This is a genomic window from Amycolatopsis nalaikhensis, assembly GCF_030264295.1.
Taxonomy (GTDB): Bacteria; Actinomycetota; Actinomycetes; order Mycobacteriales; family Pseudonocardiaceae; genus Amycolatopsis; species Amycolatopsis nalaikhensis.
Genome location: NZ_CP127173.1, coordinates 3,986,372 through 4,007,750, shown reverse-complemented (window position 1 = coordinate 4,007,750; position 21,379 = coordinate 3,986,372). Strand labels below are relative to the sequence as shown.

The 21,379-nt window shown below is 68.3% G+C and carries 28 protein-coding genes; 18 read left to right on the top strand and 10 right to left on the bottom strand.

Annotated elements, in window-relative coordinates; translation table 11 throughout:
* Genes QP939_RS19895 through QP939_RS19885 form a run of 3 tightly spaced genes read left to right on the top strand, consistent with a single transcriptional unit; the run spans position 1 to position 2,226 of the window.
* On the top strand, positions 1-957 hold the full coding sequence (locus tag QP939_RS19895) for a zinc-dependent alcohol dehydrogenase (RefSeq protein ID WP_285458320.1): 957 nt from the start codon (positions 1-3) through the stop codon (positions 955-957).
* Complete coding sequence (locus QP939_RS19890) at positions 954-1,535, top strand: histidine phosphatase family protein (protein WP_285458319.1); 582 nt, start codon at positions 954-956, stop codon at positions 1,533-1,535. The genes QP939_RS19895 and QP939_RS19890 overlap by 4 nt, the downstream gene beginning before the upstream one ends.
* Positions 1,522-2,226 (top strand): HAD family hydrolase, encoded by a 705-nt coding sequence (locus tag QP939_RS19885; protein WP_285458318.1) that lies wholly within the window; start codon positions 1,522-1,524, stop codon positions 2,224-2,226. Before QP939_RS19890 ends, QP939_RS19885 begins: the two co-directional genes overlap by 14 nt.
* 14 nt (positions 2,227-2,240) lie before the next feature.
* On the opposite strand, the gene QP939_RS19880 is transcribed toward QP939_RS19885, so the two are convergent.
* Together QP939_RS19880 and QP939_RS19875 are read right to left on the bottom strand one after the other, a co-directional pair.
* Positions 2,241-2,687, bottom strand: coding sequence for an HIT family protein (locus QP939_RS19880; RefSeq protein ID WP_285458317.1), 447 nt, complete (start codon positions 2,685-2,687; stop codon positions 2,241-2,243).
* A 244-nt stretch (positions 2,688-2,931) separates the two neighbouring features.
* The gene (locus QP939_RS19875; protein WP_285458316.1) at positions 2,932-3,192 is read right to left on the bottom strand and encodes a helix-turn-helix domain-containing protein; all 261 of its coding nucleotides are present in this window, start codon (positions 3,190-3,192) and stop codon (positions 2,932-2,934) included.
* Positions 3,193-3,281: 89 nt separating this feature from the next.
* Here QP939_RS19875 and QP939_RS19870 point away from each other — a divergent pair, with 89 nt between their 5' ends.
* From QP939_RS19870 to QP939_RS19855, 4 genes are read left to right on the top strand one after another with little or no spacing between them, the layout of a single operon-like run.
* Positions 3,282-3,650 carry a hypothetical protein gene (locus tag QP939_RS19870; protein ID WP_285458315.1) on the top strand — a complete coding sequence of 123 codons (369 nt, stop codon included), beginning with the start codon at positions 3,282-3,284 and terminating at the stop codon, positions 3,648-3,650.
* Positions 3,647-4,831 carry an MFS transporter gene (locus tag QP939_RS19865; RefSeq protein ID WP_285458314.1) on the top strand — a complete coding sequence of 395 codons (1,185 nt, stop codon included), beginning with the start codon at positions 3,647-3,649 and terminating at the stop codon, positions 4,829-4,831. The genes QP939_RS19870 and QP939_RS19865 overlap by 4 nt, the downstream gene beginning before the upstream one ends.
* Positions 4,831-5,169 carry a hypothetical protein gene (locus QP939_RS19860; RefSeq protein WP_285458313.1) on the top strand — a complete coding sequence of 113 codons (339 nt, stop codon included), beginning with the start codon at positions 4,831-4,833 and terminating at the stop codon, positions 5,167-5,169. The genes QP939_RS19865 and QP939_RS19860 overlap by 1 nt, the downstream gene beginning before the upstream one ends.
* Positions 5,170-5,213: 44 nt before the next feature.
* Positions 5,214-6,206 carry an ABC transporter substrate-binding protein gene (locus QP939_RS19855; protein ID WP_285458312.1) on the top strand — a complete coding sequence of 331 codons (993 nt, stop codon included), beginning with the start codon at positions 5,214-5,216 and terminating at the stop codon, positions 6,204-6,206.
* 701 nt (positions 6,207-6,907) lie between these two features.
* On the opposite strand, the gene QP939_RS19850 is transcribed toward QP939_RS19855, so the two are convergent.
* From QP939_RS19850 to QP939_RS19825, 6 genes are all read right to left on the bottom strand, one after another.
* On the bottom strand, positions 6,908-7,315 hold the full coding sequence (locus tag QP939_RS19850) for an Imm1 family immunity protein (RefSeq protein WP_285458311.1): 408 nt from the start codon (positions 7,313-7,315) through the stop codon (positions 6,908-6,910).
* Entirely contained in the window at positions 7,303-8,037 is a 735-nt protein-coding gene (locus tag QP939_RS19845) for a DddA-like double-stranded DNA deaminase toxin (RefSeq protein ID WP_285458310.1), read from the bottom strand. The genes QP939_RS19850 and QP939_RS19845 overlap by 13 nt, the downstream gene beginning before the upstream one ends.
* 190 nt (positions 8,038-8,227) lie before the next feature.
* The gene (locus tag QP939_RS19840; RefSeq protein ID WP_285458309.1) at positions 8,228-8,557 is read right to left on the bottom strand and encodes a hypothetical protein; all 330 of its coding nucleotides are present in this window, start codon (positions 8,555-8,557) and stop codon (positions 8,228-8,230) included.
* Positions 8,550-8,846, bottom strand: coding sequence for a hypothetical protein (locus QP939_RS19835; RefSeq protein WP_285458308.1), 297 nt, complete (start codon positions 8,844-8,846; stop codon positions 8,550-8,552). The genes QP939_RS19840 and QP939_RS19835 overlap by 8 nt, the downstream gene beginning before the upstream one ends.
* The gene (locus QP939_RS19830; RefSeq protein WP_285458307.1) at positions 8,843-9,751 is read right to left on the bottom strand and encodes a DUF6624 domain-containing protein; all 909 of its coding nucleotides are present in this window, start codon (positions 9,749-9,751) and stop codon (positions 8,843-8,845) included. The genes QP939_RS19835 and QP939_RS19830 overlap by 4 nt, the downstream gene beginning before the upstream one ends.
* Positions 9,751-10,194, bottom strand: coding sequence for a hypothetical protein (locus tag QP939_RS19825; protein WP_285458306.1), 444 nt, complete (start codon positions 10,192-10,194; stop codon positions 9,751-9,753). The genes QP939_RS19830 and QP939_RS19825 overlap by 1 nt, the downstream gene beginning before the upstream one ends.
* A gap of 227 nt (positions 10,195-10,421) precedes the next feature.
* Here QP939_RS19825 and QP939_RS19820 point away from each other — a divergent pair, with 227 nt between their 5' ends.
* The 3 genes from QP939_RS19820 to QP939_RS19810 all read left to right on the top strand — a co-directional run bounded on the left by QP939_RS19820 (position 10,422) and on the right by QP939_RS19810 (position 13,656).
* Complete coding sequence (locus QP939_RS19820; RefSeq protein ID WP_285458303.1) at positions 10,422-11,288, top strand: helix-turn-helix domain-containing protein; 867 nt, start codon at positions 10,422-10,424, stop codon at positions 11,286-11,288.
* Positions 11,285-11,656, top strand: coding sequence for a DUF397 domain-containing protein (locus QP939_RS19815; protein WP_285458302.1), 372 nt, complete (start codon positions 11,285-11,287; stop codon positions 11,654-11,656). Before QP939_RS19820 ends, QP939_RS19815 begins: the two co-directional genes overlap by 4 nt.
* A 584-nt stretch (positions 11,657-12,240) precedes the next feature.
* A complete protein-coding gene (locus QP939_RS19810; protein WP_491624970.1) occupies positions 12,241-13,656 on the top strand; it encodes an NsdA family TPR-like regulatory protein in 1,416 nt (471 codons plus the stop codon).
* Here QP939_RS19810 and QP939_RS19805 read toward each other — a convergent pair whose 3' ends face one another.
* Positions 13,657-14,319, bottom strand: coding sequence for an HAD family hydrolase (locus QP939_RS19805; RefSeq protein WP_285458299.1), 663 nt, complete (start codon positions 14,317-14,319; stop codon positions 13,657-13,659).
* 242 nt (positions 14,320-14,561) lie between these two features.
* On the opposite strand from QP939_RS19805, the gene QP939_RS19800 reads away from it, so the two are divergent.
* Complete coding sequence (locus QP939_RS19800; RefSeq protein ID WP_285458298.1) at positions 14,562-15,851, top strand: IS256 family transposase; 1,290 nt, start codon at positions 14,562-14,564, stop codon at positions 15,849-15,851.
* Positions 15,852-16,106: 255 nt separating this feature from the next.
* On the opposite strand, the gene QP939_RS19795 is transcribed toward QP939_RS19800, so the two are convergent.
* Positions 16,107-16,808 carry a helix-turn-helix domain-containing protein gene (locus tag QP939_RS19795; RefSeq protein ID WP_285458297.1) on the bottom strand — a complete coding sequence of 234 codons (702 nt, stop codon included), beginning with the start codon at positions 16,806-16,808 and terminating at the stop codon, positions 16,107-16,109.
* A gap of 326 nt (positions 16,809-17,134) precedes the next feature.
* Here QP939_RS19795 and QP939_RS19790 point away from each other — a divergent pair, with 326 nt between their 5' ends.
* From QP939_RS19790 to QP939_RS19760, 7 genes are all read left to right on the top strand, one after another.
* A complete protein-coding gene (locus tag QP939_RS19790) occupies positions 17,135-17,323 on the top strand; it encodes a hypothetical protein (RefSeq protein WP_285458295.1) in 189 nt (62 codons plus the stop codon).
* Positions 17,320-17,676 (top strand): hypothetical protein, encoded by a 357-nt coding sequence (locus tag QP939_RS19785; RefSeq protein WP_285458293.1) that lies wholly within the window; start codon positions 17,320-17,322, stop codon positions 17,674-17,676. Before QP939_RS19790 ends, QP939_RS19785 begins: the two co-directional genes overlap by 4 nt.
* The gene (locus QP939_RS19780; RefSeq protein WP_285458292.1) at positions 17,673-18,065 is read left to right on the top strand and encodes a hypothetical protein; all 393 of its coding nucleotides are present in this window, start codon (positions 17,673-17,675) and stop codon (positions 18,063-18,065) included. The genes QP939_RS19785 and QP939_RS19780 overlap by 4 nt, the downstream gene beginning before the upstream one ends.
* 332 nt (positions 18,066-18,397) lie before the next feature.
* The gene (locus QP939_RS19775) at positions 18,398-18,892 is read left to right on the top strand and encodes a hypothetical protein (protein WP_285458290.1); all 495 of its coding nucleotides are present in this window, start codon (positions 18,398-18,400) and stop codon (positions 18,890-18,892) included.
* Positions 18,893-19,533: 641 nt separating this feature from the next.
* Positions 19,534-19,998, top strand: a complete 465-nt coding sequence (locus QP939_RS19770) for a helix-turn-helix domain-containing protein (RefSeq protein WP_285458288.1) — start codon at positions 19,534-19,536, stop codon at positions 19,996-19,998.
* Entirely contained in the window at positions 19,995-21,008 is a 1,014-nt protein-coding gene (locus tag QP939_RS19765) for an SAM-dependent methyltransferase (protein ID WP_285458287.1), read from the top strand. Before QP939_RS19770 ends, QP939_RS19765 begins: the two co-directional genes overlap by 4 nt.
* A 152-nt stretch (positions 21,009-21,160) precedes the next feature.
* Positions 21,161-21,376: a hypothetical protein gene (locus QP939_RS19760; RefSeq protein WP_285458286.1), complete on the top strand. Its 216-nt coding sequence runs from the start codon at positions 21,161-21,163 to the stop codon at positions 21,374-21,376.
* Positions 21,377-21,379 lie beyond the last annotated feature (3 nt).

Here is a 21,379-nt window from a genome sequence, read left to right as displayed (position 1 = left end):
ATGCACGCCCTGCAGCTGAAAGGTCCCTTCGACTTCGATCACCGAACCGATGCACCCGCTCCGCACCCCGGCCCCGGCCAGATCAGCGTCCGGCTGGCCACCGCCGCGATCTGCGGCAGCGACATGCCCAAAGTCCGCTCCACCGCCGACCGCCGCAGCGGCACCACCGGATTCCCGATCCACGAATGCGTCGGCTACGTCGTCGATGCCGACCCGGCCACCGGGATGCAGGCCGGCCGCCGTGTCCTGGCGATGCCCGTGCAGGAACAGGGCCTCGCCGAGGTCTACCTCGCCGAGCTCGCCGCCACCCACGCGGTAGCCGCCGATCACCTCACCGATGCCCAGGCCACGCTGATCCAGCCGATCGCCACCGTCCTCTACGCCGCCGGCAAGCTCGCCGCCGACCTGTCCGGGCGGCGCGTGACCGTGCTGGGGCTCGGGCCGATCGGACTGCTCACCGCCCACGTCCTGTCCCGCCGCGGCGCCGTGGTCACCGGCGTCGACCCCGTCATCCGCGACCCCGCCCTCACCGCCGCGTTCGGCCTCACCCGGCACGTTCGCGACACCGCCGCAGCCTGGGTCCGTCGCGACCCCGAGCCGGCCGAGATCTGTGTGGAAGCGGTCGGGCACCAGCAGCACACCCTCCGCGACGCGATCACCCTGACCGGGCACAGCGGCACCGTCCTGGCGATGGGCGTGCCCGACGAACCCGACTACGTCGTCCCCTTCGAGACCCTGCTCCGCCGCAACCAGACCCTGATCGGCAGCATCACCCCGACCTGGCAGGAGTGGTTCGGATCGGCCGAGGCCTACCTGTGCCGTCACCTCGACGAACTGGGTCTGCTGCTGACCCACCACGTCGCGATCACCGACGCCGCGTCGGCCTACCGGCTCTACGACCGCCCCGCCGCAGATCGGCTCAAGGTCATCCTCACCGCGGATTGGAGCCGGTCATGACCGCCCGCCTGATGCTCATCCGGCACGGAAAGACCCACGCCAACGCCGCCGGCCTGCTCATGGGCCGCACCGACTCCCGTCTGCTGCCCGAATCCTTGCACCACGCCACCGCCCTCGGCGAAGCCTTGACCATGGCCGGGCCGTTCGCGGTCTACAGCAGCGACCAGCCCCGCGCCCTCACCACCGCCCACCGCATCACCCACCCGCACGGCCGCCGTCCGATCCAGGATCCGGCCCTGCGCGAACGCGACTTCGGCAGCTACACCCTCACCGCGTTCGCCGACCTCGCCCGCGACCCCGCCTGGGCATGCGTCGACACCCACTACAGCGCTCGCCCGCCCGGCGGTGAAACCCTCCTCGACGTCGAGAAACGGATCTTCGGCCGGCTGCTGCACCTGCACGACACGCTGCCCCCAGAGACCACCCTGGTCGCCGTCGGCCACAGCACCTGCTGGCGCCTGGTCGAATCCGTCCTCTGCGGACGCCGACACGACCCACTCGACGAACCGATCCCGCCACCGCTGACCGTGCTGGAGCACCCCCGCGAAGCCCTGGAGGCGTTACGTGATCGTCTCTGAGCGCGAACCCGTGCGGGCAGTGGTCTTCGACCTGTTCGGCACGCTCGTCGCCGCACCCTCCCACCGGGACCGCGCCGACGCAGCCACCGAACTCGCCGACGCCTTCGGCGTTGCCCCTGACGCGGTGCGTGCCGCTCTCGGCCTGTCATGGCGCGAACGGCACCTCGGCCAGTGGGCCACCGTCAGCGCGATCGCGGCAGGACTGGCGGAGAAATCCGGCGCGCGCAACCCGAATCTGGTGGCCGCCGAGCAGCGGATCAGGCACCGGGCGCGGCAACGCCTGCGCTGGGATCGGGCGATTCTGGCCATGCTCGACCGCCTCGCCAAAGACGACGTGGCCGTGGCGGTGCTGTCGGATGCCTCGGCCGACATCGCCGACGCCTGGCCTCGCTGCGCACCGCCGCTACCAGCGCTGTTCAGCTGCCGGGAACACGCCGTCAAACCCGACCCGGTGCTGTACGAGCGCGTCCTCGACCGGCTCGGCATGCCGGCCACGGCGGTGTTGTACTGCGGCGACGGAGGCGGCGACGAACTCGCCGGCGCGCAGAGAGCCGGGATGACCGCAGTCGGCGTCCCGGTACGTGGCGGCCCCACCGCGGTCGCGCACCACCGCGCAGCCTGGGACGGCTTGCGCGTCGACGGCGCCGAGCACATCCCGCGTCTGCTCAGCATGCTGACCACGACGCGCTGACGGTCTGACGCGCCTTACGCGACGGGGACGTCGTCCCCGTCGCGACGCGCGGCCAGAAACGTCGCCAGGTCCGCTGCACAGCGTGCCAGCAGCGCCTCATCCTGCCGACCGTGATCGAGATACCGGTGCGGCAGGGGCCGGCCAGGCCGGGGATCACCGTCCGCGTAGCGCGGGATCAGGTGCGCATGCAGGTGCGGTAATCCGTTGCCCAGCACCGAGATGTTCACCGTCACCGGTCGGCATACCGCCTGCACGGCACGCGCGGCGTCCACCACGTCCAGCCAGAAACCCGCAGCCTCCGGTGCGCTCAGCTGCGTGACCTCGGCGACGTGGCGGCCCCGCCAGATGACGTGGCTGTAGCCGCGCACTTGCCCTGATCGTTGCAGGTAGGCGTCGGCGTTTCGCCCGACCAAGTACCGGACACCGAAACCGGTGTCCGGTGATCCTTGGTCGGCGCACATGCCGCAACCGTCGCCGTCACGAGCCGCGAACCACGCTGATGGCCACTCCACATCGCACAGTCAACCCGCTGGCAAAACGTGCTCCGATATCGGCTGTGCCACCGTCAGTTGGCCGGCTTCATGCGTCGCCGCAGGGGCCCGTCGGCGCCTCCTGTGAGGGTCGCGGACGCTGGGACCGTTCACTGCATCGGGAGCTGGCTGACGGGCCAGCCGAGACACTGCACCCCGTCGGCGACCAGCCGAACTAGGCGTTGCCGGGCAGGCGGTCATCCAGGAGATCAGCGGCGTGCAGGTTCAGCGCGATGGCGAGGCGCCACAGGGTCTCCAGGGAGATGTTGCCCCCGTGCTCCGCCCTGCTGATGTTGCCTCGATCCACCCCGCTGAGCGCGGCGAGCTCGGTCTGGGTCAGATCCGCTCGTCGGCGGGCGGCACGCAGACGTAAGCCCGTCGCCGCGAGGTGCTGCTCGAGCTTGTGATCGGGCGGGCCGTCGTCGCGCTGGTTCATCGCCCGGGGACCTTACCGGGGCAGACGATCATCCCCGGCTTTGTCGAATATCTTGCACAAAATGTCGAAGATAACCTACATTCGATCAGGTGACGCCTTCACCACCTGCAACCGCACCCGCGTTGCTGAGTCACTGGCGCGACCTCAGCGTCCGGGCCGAGCGCCGCGGCCCGCTGGCCGTGGCCACGGACTCCACGCACGCCGGCATCGAGCTGCGGCCCGGCGTCCGCCTTATCGGTCACGGTCGCCTTGTCGCAGTCCTCGACGGACGCGACCTCGTCGACCTCCTTGTCGAAGGTCCTCGGACCCTGCGAACCCTCATCGACGCCCTCTCCGCCGAATGGAACGCGCACTCGCCGATGGGTGGCTGGTGCCGCGAGTGCGCCAGGCCCGTGCCGTGCCCGACCCGGACACGGCTGGCCAACCTGCTGGTGGACGACCCGGGCGGTGTGGCGTGACCACCGCTCACGTCCCGCGCGCCGCGATCTTCAGCCCGGTCGCCGCCGGCGTCACGGTCGCCGTCCTCGCGCTCAACCTGAGGCCCGCGGTCACCAGCATGGGAGCGCTGCTGACCCGCATCGAGACTGCGGCCGGCCTGTCGCCACCCCTGGCCGCCACGCTGGTCGCGCTGCCGACCTGGGCGTTCGCGGTCGGTGGAGTGACGGCGTGGCGGCTGCGGGCCCGGTTCGGGATCCGCGCCGTGGTGTCCAGCGCGCTCGGCGTCCTCGCCGTCTCGCTGATCGCCCGGACCCTGCCCGGCGACGTCACGATCCTCGTCGGCACCACCGCGGCGTGCCTGGCGATCGCGGTCCTCGGCGCGCTGCTGCCGGTCATCGTCCACACCGCGACCCCCGGCTCCGCGGCCTGCTACACCGCCTGCCTCGGCGCCGGATCCGCGGTCGGCGCGCTGCTCACGCCGACCGGGGTGGCGTGGCAGATCGGGCTCGGCTGCTGGGCGCTGCTCGCCGCGATCGGCCTTCTCGTCTGGCAGGGCAGCAGCCGCCACCTCGTGGCCCCGGCCGGGGCCGCCCCAGCGGTGCGCGTCAGCCCGAGGACGCTCACCCCACGCGGCACCATCGCCACCCTGACTGTCCACTTCGGATTGTTATCGGCGGTGACGTTCCTGCTGATGGGAAGACTTCCAGCGATACTGCACGCCGCCGGCCTCACCCAAGCCGAGGCCGGACACCACTTCGCCGCGGTCATGGTGCTGGGCGTCCCGGTGTCCCTCGCGGTCCCGTACCTCGCCCGCCGCGTCCGGCACACCCCGCTCGCCGCGGGATTCGCTGGATCCAGCATCGCCGGCGTCACCGGCCTGCTGATCAGCCCCGCCACCGTCACCTGGCTCTGGACCGGGCTGCTCGGCATCGGCCTCGGCGCCCTCGCGCTCGCCCTGGTCGACCTCAACCACCGCACCGCAGGCGACCCGGACACCACCGCCGCGCTGTCGTCGATCGTCCAGGGGCTCGGCTACACCCTCGCCGGCGTCCTGGCCCTCGGCATCGGCCTGCTCGAAACCGCCACCGGCACCTGGACCTGGCCCCTGTATGTGCTCGTCGTCGCCCTCGTCGGCCAGGTCCTCACCGGAACCACCATCGGCGACGTCCGCGCCGCCCCGACCTCACCGGAGGTCCCCTGATGCCCGCAATCGAGCTCTACCGGGTCGTCCGCGCGGACGACACCCACGGCCTCAAGGCCGGGCAGATGGTCGAGGCCGTCCGCAACACCGGCCCGGAGACGCTGGACGACGTCATCCGCGGCTGGGTCGAGCAGCTCACCGCTCAAGCCGTCCTCAGCGCCGGAACCACGATCGCCGTCCACGGCGATACCGCGACCATCCGCCAGCCCCGACAGCCCGAGCCCGACCTGACGCTGGGCGCCGGGGACTGGCTCGTCCACGCTCGTACCCGCTTGCTCGTCGTCACCGACGACGCCTTCCACGAGGGCTTCAGCAGCCGGTGGCTCAGCCGCGCCTGAACACGTCGTTCGCCCCTCCCCACCACCCTCGAAGGAGCACACGCGTGCGCACCGCGAAACGCACCGCCCTCACCACGGCCCTCGCGGCCGCACTGGCCCTGACCTCCAGCTGCAGCGCCCTCGGCGGGGACAAGCCCGCCGCCGTCGCGGGCAGCCAGCTGGAGACCTCCGGACTCACGGTGTCGATCATCAGCACGGTCGACCTCGCCCCACTCTGGGCCGCCCAGGACGCCGGCTACTTCACCGCCGAAGGCCTCAACGTCAAGATCGACGTCGCGCAGTCCGGCGACAAGACGATGACGAAGGTCATCGCCGGCGAAGCCAACATCGCCCTGACCACCTGGACGCTGCTGTTCAAGGCCCAGAGCGAAGGCGTCGCCGACTTCCGGCTGGTCGCCGACGCCACCACGGCCACGCCGAAGAGCAACAAGATCGTCACCGTCCCCACCTCGCCGGTGAAGCACGTCGAAGACCTGCCCGGCAAGAAGATCGGGATCACCAGCAAGAACGCCGCCTCGGACGTCCTGACGCAGTCGGTGATGCTGGACCGCGGCCTCGACAGGTCCAAGGTCGAGTGGGTGCCGGTGCCGCTGCCGAACATGGCCGACGCGCTGCAGAAGGGCCGGGTCGACGCCGCGTACATGCCGGAGCCGTTCGTCACCGAGTCCGCCCACAGCGTCGGCGCCATCCCGATCGTCGACGTCGGCGGCACCGGAAGCACCCAGAACTTCCCGCTCACCGGCTACGCCACCACCGCCCAGTGGGCGCAGGCCAACCCCAAGACGATCGCGGCGTTCCAGCGGGCGATCGCCAAGGGCACTCGCAACGCGCTCAACGACCGCGGCCTCGTCGAACGCCTCGTCGTGAAATACGCCAAGGTCACCGAGGCCACCGCGGCCCTGATGGAGCTCCCCGGCTACGGCGCCACGCTCGACGCCCGCCGCCTCCAGCGCGTTCCGGACACCCTGCTCCAGCTCGGCATCATCCCATCCGCCATCGACGCCAGCCGCATGATCGTCCGCCAGCCCACCAGCTGACCAGCGCCGCCAGGTCAACGGCCCACGATGCCATCCCCGTCGTGGGCCGTTCTTGCCTCCCCGGCCCACGCCGGATCACCGACCGTATCCGTCGTGGTTGCGGCTCCTCAGGGACCATCTCGGGTACGGTTAGCGCGACGATTCTGTGTCCCGCCCGGCCGGCACTCGACGCTTCGTGGACGTGATCTGCCGACGTCCCAGCTCGGCATGTCACGAGCCTCGACGACCGCTGTGAAGCACGAGGGCGACGTCCCGCCGTCGGCGAACAAGGCCTCCAGAAAAACCCTCTGCGCCGCAGGGTCATGCCGCGCACGCGATGCCCGGCACATCGCGTCCCGTAAGTCCGCAAGACGAGCTTCGACGTCGTCGACGTCCACCTCGCGGTGTCCAGAGTGGAATCGGAACAGGCTCATACCCAGAAGACGATCCAGCCCCTCTCCATGCGCGCCGGCGGTCGTTCTTCACCCTCTTGGATTAACGGCCTTCCTCAGCCGACGACGCGGGCCCACGTCGGCTGGACGAGGGCGTCGGTGTGACGCGGCGACCCGAATCGGCGTTGTCACAGAGGAAATCTGGAAACGATCGCGGTTAACGACGCGTTCTTGGGCCTGTCGCGCCGGATCCGCGGCGGTTCGCGCTGGCCCGCTGTCGCGGGCGGGTGGCGTCCTCGTCGGGATCATTACCGCGCCGAGCCGCTTCAATCACATGTTCTGCCAGGTCACTCCGGCGGGCCGGGCGCCGTCCGAGGACACGAAGTCGTGCAGGGCCTGGCGAACTGCTGCCAGGGACACTTCGGCGGTGCTCGGGATTTCACGTTCGTGATTCTGATAGTCGTAGGCCACCGGTTCCGGTGACGTCGCCCCGCTGGCGCTGATCACGCTTCCCTGCGGGCTTGCGTAGCCGACGAACCCGCACGCCGAGGAGCGCACGCCGATCTGCAGAATTGCCCAACGGTCGTCGCCGCGGCGAGCGACTTCGGCGATCACGCCGAGCTCGGCCTCGGTCGACTCGGACACCATGCGGTCCACCAGCTCATCGACCTGCGATGGCTCGCGTAACGGCAGTGGCTCGGCCTGGCCAGGGTCGTACCAGGCTTCTATCTCCACCACGGTGTGGCGCCTCCCTTGTAGACCTTCTTGAAGCCGTCAGTCCCGTACACCGTCAGTGTGCTGCCCGGCGGCAGCACCACTCCCAGCAGTCCATCACAGCTTGTCGGACCGGTGCACGGCTGGTTGTTGATCACCACGGTCGCGTCCGTGATGCCGGCGTCGCGCATCTCCGCAGCGATCTGCAGCTCGACGTCGCGGCTGGCGGTCACCGGAAGCCGGGGACATCCCGCCTCCTTGAGAACCTCGTTGACGCGATCGGCGTAGCCACCCCTGCTGCTGGCCAGCGCAGCGGCAGCTCTACCTGGAGCTGTCCATACGCCGTGGGTCTTCTGCTCCCGCCGGGTGACTGGCGGCGGCAGCTGCCGCCGCAGCTCCTCGACCGGATCGTCCGTCGTGGTGGCCGGAGGTGTCGCTGCAGGCGGGCCCGACGATCGGCCTGCCCGCTGATTTTCGGTCGTCTGCCCGCCGAGGGATGTGGCGTAGGCGGACAGGTCACCGGCCACCGTCCTCACGGCGTTGCTCAGGTCGGTTGTGCCCTTGATCGCCTCGGCCAGCAACCCCAGGGCCTGGCTGATCCCTTGGTCGCCGCTGCCCTGGGTTGCCTGCTTCAGGGCCTGACTGGCTTCCTCGGCTGCCATCCCAGCCTGCTGCAGGCGGGTCGTGGCCGCTGTGGCCTTGTCCACGGCCTCATTGACGCCCGCGACTGTCTCTTCGACCGACACCGCCGCCCAGCACCCGCCCCTTGCTCCCCGTGATCAAGACCGTACCTCGACGGGCTGGCCAGAAACAGGGACGTAAGAGGGAATCAGGTCAGGTCAGCCGCGCGGCCGGAACAGATTCGGGACGCGCAGGAGGCGCCAGCTGACCTTGCGATGCGCGCAACGCTGGAAGGGCGATGTCACAACGGGGCGGTCAGGCCGACCGGAGTTGATGACGTCCTGCGGATCCGCCTCTCGTAGCGGATTGTCTTACCGGGTCGGTGACCAGATGTCGGTGCGCGGTTCGCCATACCGAGCACTCCGCGCGGCGTAGCGCCCACCGCGTTGCGCACGCGCGACACCGGCCGCGGTGGTCGGGTTCGTGCGCTGCCAGCAGCTCTCGCCACGCGGCGGTCAGGCGGGAGATCACCGTGTCGGCAAGGACCGCCTTCGACGGCTCGTCGGCGTCGCGGGCGAGGGAGTCGAGGTAGTCGAGACGGGTGAGCACCGCCGTCCTCAACGTGGAGTTCAGCACCTCATCCACGATCGTCCTCCTCACCGGGTAACGGACGCTGGCGCGTGCAGGTGGCGACGACGGCGCGGGCTGGGCTACGTGGGTGCGGTGTCGGGGTGGGACAGAGCATCGCCAGGGTGTCGACGGCACATTCCGGGCAGATCCGCAGATCTGCGGGGCGGTGCGTCGTGAGGGACTCGAGGACGAGCTGTCCCTGGCGCAGGTGCCGGGTGCAGACCGAGACGTCGGTTCCCGGCAGTGCGGTGTGGGCTCGTTCGCGGTGATAGGGGCTGACGCCCCAATGCAGGAAGGTCGTCATGACGGGGCTCCTTCGACTGCGGCAGCGATCTCCTCGAAGCTGGCGTAGGCGGTGTCGAGGTCGGAATCGGGAATCGGGTCGAGTCCGACATCCGCCCGGGCGAGATTGACCTTCTCCGGCCGGTGCAGCGGGTAGAGGCGATTGACCCCGCCGATGTTCAGCCACTGGGTGCCGTAGCGCTGGCCCCGTTTCTCGTCGGTGGCGACCCGGTCGGCGAGGTAGGCCAGATCACGCGGGTGTGCGTCACCGCAGGCGACGGCGTCGCGCAGCTTCGGCAGCCAGCAGGCGCGATACCGAGCGGGCGCGTGCTGGGCCAGGATCCAGGCAGCGTGGGCACCGTCGGTCCCGATGGCACTGATGCCGGGCCAGCCGTGGACCGCGACGATCGGCGCGAGCCAGCGCAGGTTGTCCTCGTCGACGCGCTGCACGGCCGCCCACTGCCGCGGCGTGGGGGCCGCCGGGTCGAGCTGGGCCCGGGCGTGCTGGTCCGCGGCCGCGCGTGCGATCAGCTCGTGTCGCAGGGCCGCCAGCGCGGCACTGGGTGGTGTTGCCGGGTTCATGGCTGTTCCGATCGAGTCCGCGGCATGGGAACGGGCATGGTCGTCGTCCTCTCGGAATCCGATGCTGGGCATGGGAAAGCTCGGCATGGACGGATGATTAGTACGCGGCCCTGCCCGTTCCGTCCTGTCCGTGGGTGTGTCCTTGTCGGCCGACGGTGTGTCACTGGGAATCGTCGGAATGAACCAATCGTGGAACGGCGCCAGCGCCCGGCGCGGCACTGTCGTGTCCCACCCGCGCAGTCCTTCCAGCACCTGCGCGCAGAGCGCGGCCGGGTCGGCGTCCGCGACGACGGCCGGGAGCTCGCCGACGCCGAGACCGGTGACGGAGACGCAAGGTTCGGGCATCAGGCCGCTTCCGAGTCGAGGAGGGTCGCCCGGCGGGCGTGGCGCCCGGTGGGCTCATCGTCGTCCTCGCGCAACAGCACCGGGCCAGCCGTTGCCGTATCCGCCGTGTGCCGTCCGCCCGGGACTTCGCGGTGCGGGGTCGGCAGCGGCCCGGGATGACGCCGAGGGGTTGGTGCGCCCTCGCGGGTGGCGCCGTCGAGACGGGCGTAGAGATCGATCGCTTCGCGCAACGCCGCACGCAACCGGCCTGCGTCCATCGGGTTGAGCACGGCGACGGTTGAGCCGATCGCCAGCGCCGGTCCTCGTTCGGCGATCAGGATCTCGGCGTGGACCCGGCGGCCGGCGCGGTCGCGGCAGGGCACGGTCCACGTGCGTCGCCGCGGCTTCCACCCGGCTCTGACCAGCATGCCCAGCAGTCCGTGCCGCCTCTGCGTCTTGCGCATGCTCGTCGCCCACCTTCCGCGCGTGCCCCGACCGGTCCGTGATCGCACGGTCTGGTCTGGCACGCCTTGCCGAGGACGGCCGACCGTCCTGTGGAATGTTGTCGAACCTCCGTAGATTATCCAGATAATTATCTGGCACATATCGACCGACTGGGTGTACTTATCGACAGGGCCGGTACCCTCAGCAACATGCCTGACGACGATCGAGCAGCCGGGAAGGGACGAGCGTGGCCGTAGCCTCGAGCACGCTGCGAGCGTGGGAACTCGGTCTCCGGCTGCGCCGAGCACGCGCCGACCTCGGCCTCACCGCTGCGACCGTCGCCAAGCAGACCGGCATCCAAGCCAGCAACCTCTCGGCCATCGAAGCGGGCAAACGCCGACTCACCGAGAGCAACCTGCTCCGGCTGGTCGACTTCTACGAACTCGACCAGACCGACCAGGACCTGCTTAAACGCCTCCACGTCGAGGCCGAGCAGCGGAACTGGTGGCACGACTACGCCGAGCTCTACAGCGAAGAGTTCCTGCGCTTCCTCGGCCTGGAAGCCGGCGCCAGCACCGTCTACGAGTGGGCACCGATCTACGTCTCGGGCCTGCTGCAGACCGGCGACTACGCCCGGGCCACCATCCGAGCCGGCAGCCCCTACATCAAGCCCGTCGACGTCGGCCCGCGAGTGGAGACCCGCCTGGCCCGCCAGCCCCTCCTCGACGACGGGCTGAGCATGGACGTGCTGTTCACCGAGTACACGTTGCGCCAGCAGGTCGGCGGCCCGGCCGCTATGGTCCGCCAGCTCGACCGGATCATCGACGTCGTCACCCGCCCCGGCAGCACCGTCCGGGCGCGGGTCGTCGACTACACCGCGGGCGCCCACCCCCTGACCGGCGGGCCACTGACCTTGCTCAGCTTCGCCGGCAACCTGCTGCCCGACCTGATCTGGCAGGAAACCGCCATCACCGGCAGCCTCATCGACAAGGCCCAGGTCATCCGCGAGTTCAAGGCGAGCTTCGAGAACGTCTTCGAGACCGTCGCCCTGGACGCCGAGAAGTCCCTTACCCTCATCAAGAACATCCGTCACGAGATGGAGGCCGCTGCGTGACCACCTCCGCCCGTCACCAGGCCCACCGTCACACCGGCTGGTTCAAATCCAGCTTCAGCCCCTCCCAGAGCGGCTGCGTCGAAGTGCGCTTCCTCGGCACCGCTGTGCAGGTCCGCGACACGAAAGACCACGGCGCCGGCCCCATCCTCAGCGTCGACATCGCCGCCTGGCCCGGCTTCATCGCCGAAGTCACCGGCGCAGCGGCCACCGACAGCAACGACGCCCTACGCATCGAGCACTGCTCCGCTGGCGGCGCGCGCCTGCACAGCCTCGACGGCACCACGACACTCCTCTACACCGACGACGAATGGATCGCCTTCACCGCCGGGGCGGCCCACGGCGAATTCGCAGTCCCGGCAGTGGCGTAACACCGCAGGAGGAAGCCGGACGAGCAACGAGGCGGCGGAGCACCGCGGTCACGCGTCAGCGCCTGAATGGTCTCCGGTTCTGCGGCCGAGGCGCTCCAGATTCCAGCCAGCTCATCCTGACCAGCCGGGCATTTCCGACGGACCGGCAGCCTCAGCTGTCCAGGGAACGAGCGGGCGCACCCGCCTGACCTCAGCCGTCCTTCGCGCGACGACCGACTCCTCAACGAAGGGCTCTCCTGCACGGCGCGCACGCAGAGACGCTGCTAGCAAGGACTTCGGATCCGGGCAAGCCGCTGTCCTTGGGCGCACGGAACGGGACATCGTACGGGTCAGCGCCCCGCCAGCGCCGGCACGGCTGGGTGTGGCCGACCTTGCAGGTCAGCACCCTGGCGACCCTCCGTGTCAACCCCGGATCCCGTGCTTATGTTAGCAGGGTTCACCGTTGATCGAACCTTGACGGACCGTGGCGGACTACCGTCCAGCAGCCATCCACTGACCACCTGTCTTCCAGCCGACGTCGCGCACGGCGGGTCCAGCTTCTACCCTCAAGTGAAGGCTCGGGCAGGTTGATCAAGGAGGATGTTGTGGAGGCACGTCGAACCACGACGCCGAAGCACCCCCCGAACACGCTGCTCAGATGGCAACGGCTGGAGCGCGGCTGGAGCCACCAGGAAGTCGTGGACCAGATCAAACGGAGCATGGCCCAAGCAGGCGAAGCGGAGCCCGGTCTCAACGCCGACATGGTCGGCCGATGGGAAACAGGTAGCCGCAAGCCCGATCCGCGATACAAGAAGCATCTCGTATTGGTCTTCGAAAGGCCAGCCAGCGAACTCGGCTTGCTCTCCAGCGAGGAGCTGGCCCTGCGTCCGACAAAGCCTGCAGCGTTTATGTCTAACAATGGCGCTCCACCGGACGAGAAACAACTGATCAACGCCGTAACAATGAAGGTGATGCTAGTGCTGCTAGGCGGCAACTCTGAGGTTAGTCGACCCGCGTTCCTGAAGGGCGTTCTCGGAGCAAGCCTCGCCGCGCTGCTGTCCAATGGAATCGCGATCCCTGATGGTGTCGATTCACTGGCTGGCGAGCAGCCAACGAGGTTGGATCCGCAATCCGTGGACGCCTTTGCGGCGATCGCCGCGCTTCACCGCGATCTGTACTGGACAACCTCGGCGTCCGAGCTCTTGCCGTCCGTCGCGGCGCACGTCCAGCTCGGCAGTGGCATGCTCAAGTCGACCTCGGACGCTGAAGCGTCGCAGTCACGGCGACTCGCGTCCGCCCTCGCGGAGTCCTCGCTCCTCGCTTCACGACTGTTGTTCTTCGACCTCGGTCAAGGAGATGCCGCCGAACAGTTCTTCGAGCTCGCGGATGAGGCGGCGACCCAGTCGGCGGATCACGCTCTGGCCGCGGCCGTGTTGGGCCATCGCGCCTTCGTGCCCGGCTTCGCCGGGCAGCTACAGCCTGCCCACGACTACATCTCCGCAGCGCACGCGCACGCGCGCTACGCGCCGAGTCCCCTGCTGCGATCGTGGTTGCATTGCGTCGACGCAGAGCTGTCTGCCCGTGCTGGACAGCCAAAGAGCAGCCTTGCTCGTATCCGTTCGGCCGAAGATGCGCTCGCCACAGCCGGAACCGACCCGACTTGGCTCGACTACTTTGATGCCTCGAGACTCGACGGCTTCGCCGGCAACGCATTACTCCTTGCGGCCCGACATCGCGATGCAGCATGCCGGCTAGAAGGTGCGCTGGGCAACCTTGCCGATACAGCCACGAAGCAGAAGGCAGTACTGCTGTTCGACCTCGCCACGGCGCAGGCCCCCACTGACGCCGAACGCGCCCTCGACACCGTCCGGCAGGCATGCGACATAGTCAGCCACTCCCCGTACGGGGCAGCACTGCAGCGGGTGCCCGAGGTTCGCGCAGCTCTCAACGGCACACCATTCGTTGCCGAGTTGGACGAGCGAGTCATGGCCTTGATCGACGGCCCCGTCAGCGAGATTTGATTAGCTGTTCTCGGCGTTGTGGGCGGCAACCCGAGCAGGCAGCTCCGCCAAGCCCGACAGGTGGAACAGGCAGCCATGGTCAACCTCGGGCATGTCGAGGATGTGTCCCCACGGGCCACGCCGGACGCGCGCGGTCAGAATGCCCGCCTCTTGCGCAGGACGAACATCGTTGTCCAGCCGATCACCGACGTACAAGACCGAACTGGCTGCGACCCCAGCCTCTTCGATAACCCGATCGAAGAAACCGGATGACGGCTTCTCCACACCCCAGCCGTCGGAGGTACCGATTACATCGACAGGTAGAGCCAGGTCTTTGAGGATCTCCTCCGCCCGCGCGGTTTGGTTTCCAGCCAAGCCGACTCGAATACCGGACTCCTTCAGCTGACGTAGGCAGGGCCGTACGTCACCGTAAAGGTTCTCTTCAGTGAAGGTTTCAGGCTGCCCGGCGGCAGCACGCCGCTCCCGCTCCACCGCCAGATCGAAACCAGGTTTGAAAACCTGGAAGGTCTCTCGGTAGTCCTTACCTTGAGCAATCACGGCGCCAAAGACTGCGGAGAACGTGTGCCGCGGAACGCCGAGCCAGTCAGCCCAGGTCCCGTATTCACGGGTTTCGTCGACCAGCACTTCACCCACGTCGAAGAAGACCGCTTCGATTCTAGCCACGGGAAAGCCTCCTGCTCTGCTTGTCGGTCACCGTCATGGTGCCCGAAGGGCCTGGTCCACGCGCGGAGCCAATCCTGCGGACTCTCGACGGACGGGTTGTGGACGGTACCTCGTATCGATCTTCGCGGAGCAATGCTTGAGACCTGTGGATGGGCTGGGAAGGGGGCGTACCTTCCCGGTGACCCGGTTGAGGTTTCCAAGCATGGCCGACGCGCCAACGTCGGCCGGGAAGGTACGACCCGATGCTGAGCGTAGTCCCTGATCCTGCTGCTGGTGATGACGGTGCGGCGGGCGGCTCGTCCGCGTCGTCGGTGATCGATGAGCTGGTGCGTGAAGGCGCGCGCCGGATGCTGGCCGAGGCGCTGCAGGCCGAGGTCGAGGCCTATATCGCCCGGTTCGCCGGCGAGCGTGACGAGAACGGGCACCGCCTGGTGGTGCGCAACGGCCACCACGAGCCCCGTGAGGTGCTCACCTCGGCGGGTGCGGTCGAGGTGACCGCGCCGCGGGTCAACGACAAACGCGTCGATCCCGGGACCGGGCAGCGGCAACGCTTCTCCTCGGCGATCCTGCCGCCGTGGGCGCGTAAGACCTCGAAGATCACCGAGGTGCTGCCGTTGTTGTACCTGCACGGCCTGTCCACCGGGGACTTCGTGCCCGCACTGGGCCAGTTCCTCGGCTCGACCAAGGGCCTGTCCGGCCCGGTGATCACCAAGCTGACCGAGCAGTGGAAGGCCGAGCAGCGCGCGTTCTGCGAACGTGATCTGTCTACTGTGGACTTTGTGTATCTGTGGGCCGACGGGATCCACGTCAACATCCGCTTGGAGGAACACAAACTGTGCCTGCTTGTGATGATCGGCGTGCGCGCCGACGGCCGTAAGGAGCTCGTCGCGCTGACCGACGGGTACCGGGAATCGGCCGAGTCCTGGGCGGACCTGCTGCGTGATGCCAAGCGCCGCGGCATGCGCGCCCCCGTCCTCGCGGCCGGCGACGGGGCGCTCGGGTTCTGGAGCGCGCTACGCGAGGTCTTTCCCGAGACCCGGGAGCAGCGCTGCTGGTTCCACAAGATCGCCAACGTGCTTGCCGCACTGCCCAAGTCCGCGCATCCCGGCGCGAAGAAGGCCCTCGCGCAGATCTGGAACGCCGAAGACCGCCGGCACGCCCTCGACGCGGTGACAACGTTCAAAGCCCTGTACGGCGCGAAATTCCCCAAGGCCGTCGCCAAGATCACCGACGATGTCGAGGAGCTGCTCGCGTTCTACGACTACCCGGCCGAGCACTGGATCCACCTGCGCACCACCAACCCCATCGAGTCGACCTTCGCCACCGTGCGGCACCGCACCAAGGTCACCAAGGGGCCCGGCTCACGCGCCGCGGGCTTGGCGATGGCGTTCAAGCTCATCGAAGCGGCGCAGGCCCGCTGGCGGGCGGTCAACGCGCCCCACCTGGTCGCCCTCGTCCGCGCCGGAGCCCGCTTCGAGAACGGCAAACTCGTCGAACGCCCCACCGAACACACCCCACCCGCAGCCGCTTAAAAGATCTTCATCCACAGGTCTTGACAATTGCTCCCTTCGCGAGTTGACTATGCGTCTCGGTTCACACAAGTCCTCACGAAGGGGGCGCACATGCGGGACTGTCGGCGCGCTCGACTGTGGGCGGCCTGAATGAACAGTGTTTACACGCGGCGAGCGCGGCGACCGCGTTGGTCTCTATTCGCGTCGTGTCCGAAGGCCATGTCGACTGCCGCTGGCCGAAGCACGGCGCATATCTACTCGGTGGCACACGGCATCTCATCGACCGAGGACCGACACCATTCGGGTCAGCAGGTAGGTGCACGCCCACCGCGACTCGGTCCCCTTCGGATTGATCGCTCCCTTGGCAAGTTTCGGAGCGAGCTTGCGTGGCTCCGGAATCGACGTCGGATCGTCGGCGCCTTGAAGCGCGACCTTCCACTCGAGCTGGGTGAGCCGGGAGATCTCGCTTGCGACGATCAGGCGGCGAACCTTCGGATCGTTCTCCAGCACCTGCACGACAAGGTCGGCGTTGTCCTGACCGGGCAGCTTGGCGATCACGCTGAGCGAGTTAGTCCGGAGTGTCGCGGTGTCGCCCTCGACGGCCCACTTGCGAAACCAGTCAGCAGCCTTCTCCGAGACGGCGCTGCCCAGGCTGACGTCCGTGCGATGCGCGGTCGGAGTGGTGCGCAGTGCCCCAGGATCGCCCCGCTCGACGCTGGCCAAGAGCTGCGCGCGGCTGGCCTTGTCGACGATCAGCAGATTCATGTGCGTGATGTCCTTGCGCCACATATCGACTCCCAGGACTCGTTCATACGCTTCGACCAGTTCGGTCGAAGCCTTGCGCTGCTCGTTCTCCACCATACCGAGCAGCGACTTGGAGAACCTGATCTTCCGTGCCATCTCAGCGAGCGACAAGCCCGAAGCTTCGCGTTCGGCGCGAAGTCGCGAGCCCGGCACGGTCATCGCGGGTGTGGACACTCTGTGGACCTTTCTCCACTTCAACTGACACGGCGTGATGTCGAGACTACAGGTACGACAAAAGCCCAGGTAGGGGCGATTGAATGTTGCGTACGGGAGGGACCGACGAACTTGGGTGACGCAGCAGCGTTCGCCACGATCGAGAACGCCCACTTGGTTCAACTCGCCCGACTGCACTTCGACCGGACCCACCGGCCACTGTCTCAACTCTTGTCACGCTCGGTAGTCGCCGGGCGATCGGATGGGGGACTTCTGCGCCCTGACTTCAGTCAAGCGCCTCCACTGAATCGGCAATCGATCAACCCCATGAACGTTTGGAGCGCACGATGACAGTGGACTTCGAATCACTGGCAACGCTGCTGCCCATCGTTTTCACCGCTCTGTTCGCCATCGCATTCGCCATTGGTCTGACCCAGCAATGGGCAACCAGCCGGAAGCAGGTACGCGCGACCGACGCTCCGAGCGCGCCTGCGCGCGGCGGACAGCCTGACGGCTCGGGACGTGACCTCCGATGACCCTCCCCGTCACGAGCCCGTTCGCGTTCCTCTGGGACGAACCGGCCATCGAGCCGTTCACGACCCTGCTGAAACGCCCGTGGGACTTCCACCCTAAGTTCGGCGCCGACGGCCTCCTTGAGCGGATCGACGGCTCGTACGCCTGGGAGGACGACGGCTTCGTCGACGCTCTCCGTATCAAAAGCGAGACCGACGCCGCCGCCATCCGCGTGGATCACGCCGGCGGGAAGGTCTGGGAACGAGACGGCGGCGCCCTCACCATCCTGCACCAGCTTGTCGAGCTTCCCGCGCCCAGCGATCCGCGTGCGCCCCGGCTCGTGATCGGCACGGCTCCGCGGGTGTGGACACCGTGAAGTGGCCGGGGGCGCGGCGACGTGCGCGACGGCACCTCACCCTCGTCGACGCCCAAGAGGCGCTGGTCTCCCTCCCGGAGGTCCACTGGCGCGATCCGGAGTCCGAAGAAGAGGCGTACGCGGAACTGCAGAAGGTTGCCGCGAGCGTCGACCGCGCACTGCGGCACGTTCCTGTGTCCTCGGACGGAGCGCGCGCGTTGAAGTACGCGCAAGCGAGGCTGACGGCGTTTCTGGAGGGCTGGAACGACCCCGGCTTGATCGCGCCGATTCACCTCGACCCCATGTACCAGAGCCTCAAAGCTGCCCTCCAGACACTGTCCCGCCGCCTGGAAACGGACGACAACGCCGACCCCCCAGCGGAACCCGCCGATCCCGCACCACCACCGTGAACCCACCCGAAAGCCCAGCCCGGACAGGCCATGGGTGGTCCTCCCTCCTGTCCGGTCTGCGCGCCTCGACCGAACGCGAACTCCCAACTCCGGGCGGTCGAGGCGCACCCAACGTGTTCATCACCGAACCTGGAACGTGATCCACGATGCACGACACCTCAACCACAACACCGTGCCACCACAAGGCCATCCACGAATCCGCCGCGTCGTTCCCGTTACCGTCGACGCCGCAGCTGTCCGCGCGTCAGCGGACTCCCGCCCGGCCGCCGTCTGTCTCGCACCCGCAACTGCCGCCCTCGCCGTCGAGCTGACCCCATCACTGGAACACACTGATGACCGACTCCGAACGATTGCCGGATCGGCCCGGCGCTCCGCCGATGAAGCTGCTCGGCCTGATCACCGACGCCTACACCGATGCGTTGCTGCGCCTGGCCTATGCGGAGCGTGACCGGCACGACTGGACGTCCTACCGGATGCTCGGCTACGACCTCATCGGAGCCGGAGCGCGGGTCCTCACCCACGCCTGCGCACGTCGCGAGCAGCCGGCCGGTGACCCTCGACAGGTCGCGGCGGAGGTAGTCCACGAGCTGCGGACCACCCTGCGCCTCGCCGAGCACATCGTAGGAACCCCGGCGAGTGCGGACTCGACGGCGGAGGAAATCGTGGCGTTGGCCGAGGATTGCGCACAGGCCGCCGGGCGGCTCTACCGACTTTCCGCCGAGTTGTCCCCCGCAGCACTCGCCAGGATCAACCCCCTCGGCCAGAACCACGACGGCGCCAGCCACAACATGGCCAACGACGAAAGCTCGGGCGGTGAACCCGCATGACCGACCGCAACACCGCGCAGTGGCGCAGCGATCCAGGCGAGAACCCACGAGCCAGCCGACAGAACGAACGACCTGCTCTCACGGCCACCCCGCATACCCAGACGCGCCCCGGACACCAGCCAGCATCGGCGCGTGATCTCCAGTGGACTTGCGAGGACAGCCGCAGCACGGCCACGTCCACAGCCACTCGACCGACCGCGACCGTTCTGCGGTCACCCTCCACCAACCATCCCCGGATCCACCGCGTCCACTCTGCGACGTTCGACGCCACCGGTGTGCTCGCACCGGCGTGCGCGTCAGCGGATTCCCGACGCGACACCGTCTTCGCTGCTCGGTCCCGCCAGCCCCGCTACCGCGACACTGCAGCCGCCGTGACGTGTGAAAAACCTCGATGCAGCGAGGACAACGCAGGCACCGCCCCGCCAGACGATGCGACCGACCTTCCGGTGGCCGCGGAGCCAGCATGCCGGTGACCGACGGCGCGAGACCCGAGACCTACTGGTGGAGCACCGTGCGGGCGCGGCCGCTGCACGACTACCTCGACTCACGCACCCCGACGGCCCGGATATGGCATTGGCCGACCCGCGATCCCGACTTCCCGCACACCATCCACCCGCTCCAGGAAGCCTTGGACAACCCCGATGACCACGACCGACACCGGCGAGCTCGCCCACGCCGTGGGCGCGGAACTGCAGCAGCAACGGGAAGACCGCGGCTGGTCCCGCGCTGCGCTCGCCGCATGGTCCGACGGCCAGGTGACGGTGCGCACCCTCATCACGTGGGAGAAAGCGACCCGCTCGATGTCCCTGCGCCAGCTCGGCAACGCGAGCCGGCTCTTCCAGCTGCGGCCCTCGCAGTTGCTGGCCCGCGCTGAACGCCGTATCGCCTGGGATCCCGACTTGGTCGTGGATCTCGCCGCCCTGGCCGTCTCCCAGCGCGACGCGCTGCGCCCAGCCGCCCGCTGGGCACACGACCTGCTCGATGCCGGGGCAGAACCGATTCACGGCCTGAACACCGACACTCTCGCGGCGATGGCGGACCAATGCCGCCTGAGTGTCGCGCACCTGACCATCCTGCTGTCCACCGAGGCTCCGGTACACCGATGACGCACACCGAAACAACACAACCCACCCCACTTCACCCACCCCAGGCCGAGCGCGGCCCGTGGTGGTCGAAGCCGTGCGGCGACTCCCCGCACCGGATCAACCTCGCCTTCCTCCTCGACGCCTTCCGCGAAGCCAAAGACAGCGACAACCGCGACGCCCCGTGCATCAAGTTCGCCCACGACAACGAACGCGTGGCCGCGCTCAAGCTCGAGGCCCAAGTACCGGGCGCTGGGTTCGTGTTCCGGTCCGAGCGGTTGTTCCTCGACCGCGTCGCCGCCTACCTCGTCGCCCGCCAAGGCGTGTCCAGCATCGTGGTCGCCGGCGCAGGCCTGCCCAACATCGATGACGAACACGACTTGCACAGGCTCGTGCGTCTCAGCGAGGCCAACAACCGCAACCGCCGACCGAACTCGGCCCGCGCAACCGTCATCTACGTGGAACGCGACCCCCTGGTCTTGGCCTACCTGCGCACACTGGCCAACGAGGGCAACGGGGTCCACGTCGTCGACGCCGACCCCTGGTATCCCACGGCAATGTGGGACACCCTCTACAACACCGCCAGCGAAGCCCCAGGGCTGGTCTCTCCCGACTACGACCACGTGGCGCTGCTGCTGGGCGGAGTGATGTCCTTTCACGGCGGCAGCCGCGCCGACGTCGCTCACGTCGTTCAGGAGCACCTCGCCCGACTGCCTATCGGCGCGTTCCTGGCCATGACGCACCTGTTCCTACCCGAACACCCCGACCTCGCCGCCCAAGCCCGCGAGTTCGAGGACGCCCTGCTGTCCCACGGACCCGGCACCGGAAGCCTTGCCACGCGCGCCCAGATCGAGGCGATGATCCATGCCACGAACCCGCTACCGCCCGGGATCGCCCCGGCGTTCACCTGGTATCCCGACGGACCGCCCACGAACCCACCGGTATGCGGAAACTTCACCGCCGCGGTCCTCACCCAGAAACCCGGACCGGACGACACCCTGCCCGAACCCCCATGGCGGGCGACACACACCTGACCTCCGGGCCGTCCCCGCCCCGACGCCGCGGACGGTCAGGGATCCGGGGCCGCGGTCCTCGCACGAACACAGGAGTTACCACCGCGAGGACACCGTTCGCCCTGAACCTCACCTACCACCAAACAGAAACTACTGCGACAAAAAGGTTTCGCATGTCCCTGTTCCGTCGACCCACCGACGCCGAGAAGTACGCCAAGCTTGAGGAACAGCATGAGAAAGGCGAGATCAGCTACGAAGAACTGGTCAGGAAAAGCGGAAATATCCTCGTTCAGGAACAGGCGAGGTGTAAACATAGCCAGACCGAGTACGACGATAAGACCGGGGCAACCTGGTGCGCCAACGAGTCCTGCGGTATCCGGGTGAGCTGAGTC

Coding starts and splice junctions, on each gene's coding strand:
- QP939_RS19895 (WP_285458320.1), top strand. CDS start 1: ATGCACGCCCTGCAGCTGAAAGGTCCCTTCGACTTCGATCACCGAACC.
- QP939_RS19890 (WP_285458319.1), top strand. CDS start 954: ATGACCGCCCGCCTGATGCTCATCCGGCACGGAAAGACCCACGCCAAC.
- QP939_RS19880 (WP_285458317.1), bottom strand. CDS start 2,687: ATGTGCGCCGACCAAGGATCACCGGACACCGGTTTCGGTGTCCGGTAC.
- QP939_RS19875 (WP_285458316.1), bottom strand. CDS start 3,192: ATGAACCAGCGCGACGACGGCCCGCCCGATCACAAGCTCGAGCAGCAC.
- QP939_RS19860 (WP_285458313.1), top strand. CDS start 4,831: ATGCCCGCAATCGAGCTCTACCGGGTCGTCCGCGCGGACGACACCCAC.
- QP939_RS19835 (WP_285458308.1), bottom strand. CDS start 8,846: ATGACGACCTTCCTGCATTGGGGCGTCAGCCCCTATCACCGCGAACGA.
- QP939_RS19830 (WP_285458307.1), bottom strand. CDS start 9,751: ATGCCCGAACCTTGCGTCTCCGTCACCGGTCTCGGCGTCGGCGAGCTC.
- QP939_RS19825 (WP_285458306.1), bottom strand. CDS start 10,194: ATGCGCAAGACGCAGAGGCGGCACGGACTGCTGGGCATGCTGGTCAGA.
- QP939_RS19800 (WP_285458298.1), top strand. CDS start 14,562: ATGCTGAGCGTAGTCCCTGATCCTGCTGCTGGTGATGACGGTGCGGCG.
- QP939_RS19790 (WP_285458295.1), top strand. CDS start 17,135: ATGACAGTGGACTTCGAATCACTGGCAACGCTGCTGCCCATCGTTTTC.
- QP939_RS19785 (WP_285458293.1), top strand. CDS start 17,320: ATGACCCTCCCCGTCACGAGCCCGTTCGCGTTCCTCTGGGACGAACCG.
- QP939_RS19775 (WP_285458290.1), top strand. CDS start 18,398: ATGACCGACTCCGAACGATTGCCGGATCGGCCCGGCGCTCCGCCGATG.
- QP939_RS19770 (WP_285458288.1), top strand. CDS start 19,534: ATGACCACGACCGACACCGGCGAGCTCGCCCACGCCGTGGGCGCGGAA.
- QP939_RS19765 (WP_285458287.1), top strand. CDS start 19,995: ATGACGCACACCGAAACAACACAACCCACCCCACTTCACCCACCCCAG.
- QP939_RS19760 (WP_285458286.1), top strand. CDS start 21,161: ATGTCCCTGTTCCGTCGACCCACCGACGCCGAGAAGTACGCCAAGCTT.